The 6878-nt window shown below is 66.4% G+C and carries 5 protein-coding genes; 2 read left to right on the top strand and 3 right to left on the bottom strand.

The window, feature by feature from the left end; translation table 11 throughout:
* Positions 1-217: 217 nt before the first annotated feature.
* The gene (locus OKA11_RS13210) at positions 218-628 is read left to right on the top strand and encodes a PilZ domain-containing protein (protein WP_267220975.1); all 411 of its coding nucleotides are present in this window, start codon (positions 218-220) and stop codon (positions 626-628) included.
* Positions 629-698: 70 nt separating this feature from the next.
* On the opposite strand, the gene typA is transcribed toward OKA11_RS13210, so the two are convergent.
* Positions 699-2528: a translational GTPase TypA gene (typA, locus tag OKA11_RS13205; protein WP_267220972.1), complete on the bottom strand. Its 1830-nt coding sequence runs from the start codon at positions 2526-2528 to the stop codon at positions 699-701.
* A 462-nt stretch (positions 2529-2990) separates the two neighbouring features.
* On the opposite strand from typA, the gene OKA11_RS13200 reads away from it, so the two are divergent.
* Positions 2991-3527, top strand: a complete 537-nt coding sequence (locus OKA11_RS13200) for a DUF805 domain-containing protein (RefSeq protein ID WP_267220970.1) — start codon at positions 2991-2993, stop codon at positions 3525-3527.
* A 68-nt stretch (positions 3528-3595) separates the two neighbouring features.
* Here the strand turns inward: OKA11_RS13200 and OKA11_RS13195 are convergent, their stop codons facing one another.
* Entirely contained in the window at positions 3596-6151 is a 2556-nt protein-coding gene (locus tag OKA11_RS13195; RefSeq protein ID WP_407673449.1) for an ABC transporter permease, read from the bottom strand.
* On the bottom strand, positions 6117-6836 hold the full coding sequence (locus tag OKA11_RS13190; protein WP_267220968.1) for an ABC transporter ATP-binding protein: 720 nt from the start codon (positions 6834-6836) through the stop codon (positions 6117-6119). The genes OKA11_RS13195 and OKA11_RS13190 overlap by 35 nt, the downstream gene beginning before the upstream one ends.
* Positions 6837-6878: the final 42 nt, after the last annotated feature.

Genomic DNA, 6878 nt, shown 5'->3' with positions numbered 1-6878 from the left:
CGGCAAAGCGCAAACATGGAAGCATGGGGAAGATATTTTCGCGCCGGCCGGCGTCCACCGCGCAGCGCCGGCTCCCTATAATGAACTGCCGAAGGAACCCGTGGGGACGGGGCGCGTTTCCCATGGGCCCGGACTGCGGCCAAGCCGGAGTGTCTAAGGCAGTTCCACTAGACCCGCGCAAACGTGTGGCTAGGCAAGACAATGGCAAGATTACACAATGACTGAAGCCCCCACCGGTTCGCAATTCTCGTCAGGCGGCGCCCAGGGTGTCGATCGCGGGCGCCGGGCCCGCAGCCGGTTACGCGTGCGCCTGCCCGTTCGGGTGGTGACGCGCACGCAGACCAAGGTGGGCATCCTTGCCGACCTGTCGCAAAGCGGCGCGAAGATCGCCACCGATGCATTGCTCAAGGTCGGGGGGGAAGTCCTGCTCGAATGGGGCAAGTTCGAGGCTTTCGGCGAAGTCGTGTGGACCCGCGGGCAATATTGCGGCGTGGCCTTCTTCGATCCGATTTCCGAGGGCATCCTGCTCGGCACACGCGCGCTGGACGATAATGCGCACCTGCCGCGCGATACCGACTTGCTGCGCCAGGCAGCGCGCAACTGGGTTCAGGGCGGCTCCAGCCTTTAACCGGCAGGGCTCTTCAGACGCACAACGAAAAACCCCGCCGGATTGCTCCGGCGGGGTTTTTGTTTCGGGATCAGACGTCCTTCTTGCGGTTCGCCTTCTTGCGCTCGTGCGGATCGAGGATCGCCTTGCGCAGACGGACCGACTGCGGGGTCACTTCGACCATTTCGTCGTCGTCGATGTAGGCGATCGCCTGTTCCAGCGTCATGACCTTGGGGGGCGTGAGGCGGATGGCGTCGTCCTTGCCGGTCGAACGGAAGTTCGTCAGCTGCTTCGACTTCATCGGGTTCACTTCGAGATCGTCGGGCTTGGCGTTCTCGCCGATGATCATGCCCTCGTAGATCTTTTCCTGCGGCTTCACGAACAGGATGCCGCGATCTTCGAGGCTGTTCAGCGCGTAGCCGACGGCTTCACCGGTGCCGTTCGAGATCAGCACGCCGTTGAGGCGGCCTTCGATCGGACCCTTGTGGCTGTCGTACTTCTCGAACAGGCGGTTCATGATGCCGGTGCCGCGGGTGTCCGAGAGGAACTCGCCGTGGTAGCCGATCAGGCCGCGCGAGGGGGCCGAGAAGGTGATGCGGGTCTTGCCGGCGCCCGAGGGGCGCATGTCGGTAAGCTCGGCCTTGCGGCGCTGCATCTTCTCGACGACGGTGCCCGAGAATTCGTCGTCCACGTCGATCACGACGGTTTCGTACGGCTCGGTGCGGCCACCGTTCTCGTCGGTGCCGAACAGCACGCGCGGGCGGCTGATGCCCAGTTCGAAGCCTTCGCGGCGCATCGTCTCGATCACCACGCCCAGCTGCAGTTCGCCGCGACCGGCGACTTCGAAGCTGTCCTTGTCGGCCGATTCGGTGACGCGGATGGCGACGTTGGTTTCCGCTTCGCGCATCAGGCGGTCGCGGATCATGCGGCTGGTCACCTTGTCGCCTTCACGGCCGGCGAGCGGCGAATCGTTGACGGCAAATCGCATCGCCAGGGTCGGCGGATCGATCGGCTGGGCCTTGATCGGCACGCTCACTTCGGGGGCGGCGATGGTGTTGGCGACGGTGGCCTTCTCGAGACCGGCCAGCGCGATGATGTCACCGGCGCGGGCTTCGTCGACCGGCACGCGGTCGAGGCCGCGGAAGGTCAGCACCTTGGAGGCGCGGCCCACTTCGATCACCTTGCCGTCGGCGTCGATGGCGCGGATCGGGTCGTTGACCTTGAGCGTGCCCGACTGGACGCGGCCGGTGAGGACGCGGCCCATGAAGTTGTCGCGGTCAAGCAGGGTGGCGAGGAACGAGAACGGCGCGTCGACGTCGAGGTTCGGCGCGGGCACGTGCTCGACGATCTTTTCGAACAGCGGGGTCAGCGTGCCTTCGCGCGCGTCCGGATCGTAGCTGGCGTAGCCGTTGCGGCCCGACGCGTAGAGGGTCGGGAAGTCGAGCTGCTCGTCATTGGCGTCGAGGCTGACGAAGAGGTCGAACACTTCGTCCAGCACTTCGGCGTGGCGGCCGTCGGGACGGTCGATCTTGTTGACGACGACGATCGGCTTGAGGCCGAGGCCGAGCGCCTTGCCGGTGACGAACTTGGTCTGCGGCATCGCGCCTTCCGACGAGTCGACCAGCAGGATCACGCCGTCGACCATCGAGAGGATGCGTTCCACTTCGGCGCCGAAGTCGGCGTGGCCGGGGGTGTCGACGATGTTGATGCGGTAGCCGTTCCACTCGATCGAGGTCGGCTTCGCAAGGATGGTGATCCCGCGTTCCTTTTCGAGGTCGTTCGAGTCCATGGCGCGTTCTTCGACGCGCTGGTTGTCACGGAAGGTGCCGGACTGGCGGAAAAGCTGGTCGACGAGGGTGGTCTTGCCATGGTCGACGTGCGCAATGATTGCGATATTGCGCAAGGGAAGCGGGGCGGACATGCGTTGCCTATCGGTTCGAGGAGTTGGCCAGCAGCGCCTGCTGCGCCGCAAAATTGGCGCGCCCTTAACTGAAATGGTCTGTTTCGGCAAGCGGGGCGCGACGCGCCGAAATGTGACATTCCCGTCACGCTGGCCGAAAAGTCTCCGAATCCGACTTTCGAGTGATTGTAAGCCTTCGGCAATCCGATAGAGTGGCGGCAACGAAAGAATAAGGCGGATCGGAACAGCGACAAGTTCCGGGCGTCGGTTGAGAGGAAGGCTGGGGTTCCCGCCAGACGATCGGTCCGAAGTTGTCGGACAGGTTCTGGCGGATCTTCTTCAGGCTTGCAAATATCAGGAGGAACCAGCCGTGTCCCACGACACGGCGGCGCGTTACCGGCATAAGTCCGGAACGTGAAAGCGGTTCGTGCGCTGCGGGGAGGAGACGCGCGGATTGCAGACTGACAAGGGGCGCGCAGCAATGTGCGCCCCATTTTGCTTGCCGGGGCGATCCTGATCGGCAAATATATCTCCCTGAATTTCAAGGGGGAATATATGCTTCAGAATATGATTCTGCCGTTCCGGCGCTTTGCCGACTTCAAGGGCAGGTCGGCGCGCGGCGAGTATTGGGCGTTCGCGCTTCTCAACTTTCTCGTGATGATGGTGTTGGGCGCGGTGTTCCTGGCCTTCGCATTCTCGCTCAATCTTTTCCAGGACATCGAAAACGGTGCCGGCCCTTCGGCCTTGTTCACCGCCAGCATGATCGTGCCATTGTCGATTCTGGGCATCTACTGGCTGGCGATCATCGTTCCGTCGCTGGCGGTGACGGTGCGTCGTTTCCATGACCGGGACATGAGTGGCTGGTGGTATCTGGGGTTCTTTCTCGCAGGCTTGATCCCGATGGTCGGCTGGATCGCCAGCATCGCCTCGCTGGTCATCATGTGCCTGCCTGGCACGCCCGGTCCCAACCGTTTCGGTGACGATCCGCTCGATCCCACGGGCGCCGACGTCTTTGCCTGAGGGGCCAGGCGACGCGAAATAGAGGCAAGGCCCCGGGGGCATGATCCCCTCGGGGCTTTTTTGGGGCCCTATAGTTCCCTCAGCGCCCTGGCCGGTTTGGCCCGAAGCAGCGGGAGGGAGCCGGCGAGGGCGAAGCCCAGCACCAGCACGAGGCCGGCGCCCAGCACCGCCAGGATGCGGGGCCAGTCGGGCAGCCAGTCGAATTCGAACAGCTTGACGATCACTGCCCAGGCCATAGCGCTGCCCAGAACCAGCGCGACCGTGGCCAGAACCAGCGACAGCAGGCCGTATTCGACCAGCTGGATCGTCAGCAACTGGCCCCGGCTGGCGCCGAGCACGCGCAGGATCACGTTGTCGTACGTGCGGCTGGCCCGTGCGGCGGCGATGGCACCCAGCAGTACCGCCAGGCCTGCCAGCACCGCCACCGAGGCGGCGGCAAGGATCGCCACGCTCATCTGGTCGAGCAGGTCGCGCGCCTGGGTCAGCACGGTGCCGGTCTCGATCACCGAACTTGACGGGAACATGCGGGCGAGGCGCGGCAGCAACCGCGCGCCGTCGTGGCCCGGCGGTGCCTGGATGGTCGCGGCCAGCTTGTGCGGGGCATCGGCCAGCGTGTTGGGGGAGAACACCAGTACGAAGTTCAGCCCCATCGTGTCCCAGTCGATCCGGCGCAGCGCCGCGACTTTCGCGGTGCGTTCGACGCCCAGCAGGCTGACAGTCACATAGTCGCCCACCTTGAGGCCAACCGACTGGGCGAACTTCTCGTCCAGCGAGACCAGCGGTTCGCCGCGCCAGATCGGCGGCCACCACTGGCCGGACGTGACTGTGCTGCCTTCGGGCAGGTAGGCCGAATAGGTCAGGCCGCGTTCGCCTTTCAGCGCCCAGGCCTCGTCCGGGATGTCCTTCATGTCGGTGACGCGCGTCATCTGGCCCTTGGGGCCGAAGGCGAGGATGCGGCCGCGCAAGTTGGGGACAATGTGGGCCGTGGCGCCCGGAATCTCGTGCTCGACCAGATCGTGGAAGGCCTGGGCACCGTCCTGCGGGATATCGAGCACGAAGTAGTCGGGCGCGCGGTCGGGCACGCTCTTGCGGATATTGGCGTCGAGACTGGTCTGCACCCCCGCGATCAGCACGAAAGCGGAAAGCCCGAATCCCAGCGCCGTCACCAGTGCGCCGGTCTGCGCGCCGGGGCGATGGAGATTGGCGAGCCCCGCACGCAGCAGTGGGTCGCGTGGACGCGGCAGGCGCGCGGCCAGATGCCGGATGCCGGTTCCCAGCAAGGCAAGCAGGCCAAGCATGACCGCCGCACCGCCAAGAAAGCCCGCCGTCACCATCGGCTGTGCGGCGTTGAGCATGGCCAGCCCGACAATCGCGGCAAGGCCGAGTCCCACCGGCAGCGCCCATGCCTTGCGCCGGGCCGCCAGCGGCGAGACGCGGGCGCGCATCAGCGCCATCGCCGGAAAACTGCGCGCGCGGGCCAGCGGCGGGGCGGCGAAGACCAGCGCGACCAGCAGGCCATAGGCTGCCGCGGTCAGCAGGGCGAAGGGGGAGAATGTGAAACCCGCCTCCACCGGCAGCAAGGTGCCCAGCGCATGGGCGAGCAGCGGCGTCACCGCCACCCCCACGACGAGGCCGGCCAGGCTTCCCGCCAGCGCCGCCGCGCCGACCTGGAGGAGGTAGACACGAGCGATGTCACGGCTTGTCGCGCCCAGCACCTTGAGGGTGGCGATGCTGCTGCGCCGCGCTTCGAGATAGGAGGACACGCCGCCGCCGATGCCGATCCCGGCAATCGCCAGCGCCGCAAGCCCCACCAGCGAGAGGAACTGGCCCATCCGGCTGACAAAACGCTGCGTGGAAGGCGAGGCGGCCTTGCGGGTACGGGTTTCGAAAGCGGCATCGCCGAACTGGCGCTTGAGCGCATCCACGACCGCGTCGGGATCGCGCGCGGGATCGGCGAACTTCACGCGCACCGCACTGCGATACATCGCGCCGGTGGTCGTCAGCCCGGCGCGGTCGGGCAGGGACAGCGCCGTGATCGCGGTGTCGCCGAAGGAAAAGCCCTCCGAGAGCGTTTCGGGATCGCTGGCGATGATCCCGCCGACCTTCTGGGGCACTTCGGCCACCGTCACTGTGTCACCCGGCTTCACTTCGAGCCGCGCCGCGGTGCCCTCGGCCAGCCAGATCGTTCCCTCTCGCGGCGCGCCGACCTTGCGGCCGTCCTGCAGCGTCAGGCGGCCATAGAGCGGCCAGCCCGCATCCACCGATTTTAGCGCCACGGGCGCGGTAAGGTCGCCCTTGCGGACGATGGCCTGCAGGCGGTAGCCCCGCGAAACCGTGCCGTAGGAGGCAAGCGCCTTCATCTCCGCGTCGGAGAGCGTGCGCTGCCATGTCCGCAACTCAACGTCACCGCCCAGCACCTGCCGCCCGCGCGCGACCAGTTCGTGCTCGATCGATCCGGTGAGGCTGCCGATCGCCGCCAGCGCGCCGACGCCGAGGAACAGGCAGACCAGCAGCAGTCGCAGGCCCTTGAACCGTGCCGACAGGTCACGCCGGGCCAGCGTCCACGCGGTCCGCCAGGAGATTGTGCGTTCAGTCAGCAAGCGTGTCGCTCGCGATCCGGCCATCGGCCAGCGTCACCACGCGCTCGCAGCGATGCGCGAGGCTTTTGTCGTGGGTGATGATCAGCAGTGTTGCCCCGGCTTCGGCGCGGCGGGCGAAGAGCAGGTCGACGATGGTGTGGCCGGTCGCCGCATCGAGGTTGCCGGTCGGCTCGTCCGCGAAGACCAGCGAGGGGCGCGGCGCAAGTGCCCGGGCGATCGCCACGCGCTGCTGCTCGCCGCCCGATAGCTGGGCGGGGTAATGGTGGAGGCGGTGGCCAAGCCCGACGGCGGCGAGTTCCGCTTCCGCTCGGTCTCGCGCATCGTCGATCCCGGCGAGTTCCAGCGGCGTCATCACGTTTTCCAGCGCGGTCATCGTCGGCAGCAAGTGGAAAGCCTGAAGCACCACGCCAATCCGGCCGCGCCGCGAACGGGCAAGAGCATCCTCGTCCATCGCCGAAAAGTCCTGTCCCGCGACATGCAGCGCGCCGGAGGAAGCCCGCTCAAGTCCGGACAGCACCGACATCAGCGAGGACTTGCCCGAACCCGATGGCCCCAGCAGTGCCAGCGTCTGCCCCTGCTGCACCGCAAGATCGATGCCCTTGAGGATCTCCACCGCGCTGTCGCCGCTTCCTAATGCAAGCCGCAGGTCTTGCGCGTGGACGGAAAGGGCGGCGGAGGGGGGCTGGGCAGGATCGGTCACGGACCCCATATGGGTGGGCAGCTTGCCATTCCACAAGTCATTTCACCGGAG

It is taken from the genome of Novosphingobium clariflavum (assembly GCF_026420865.1).
Taxonomy (GTDB): Bacteria; Pseudomonadota; Alphaproteobacteria; order Sphingomonadales; family Sphingomonadaceae; genus Novosphingobium; species Novosphingobium clariflavum.
This window is presented reverse-complemented; position numbering and strand designations above follow the sequence as displayed.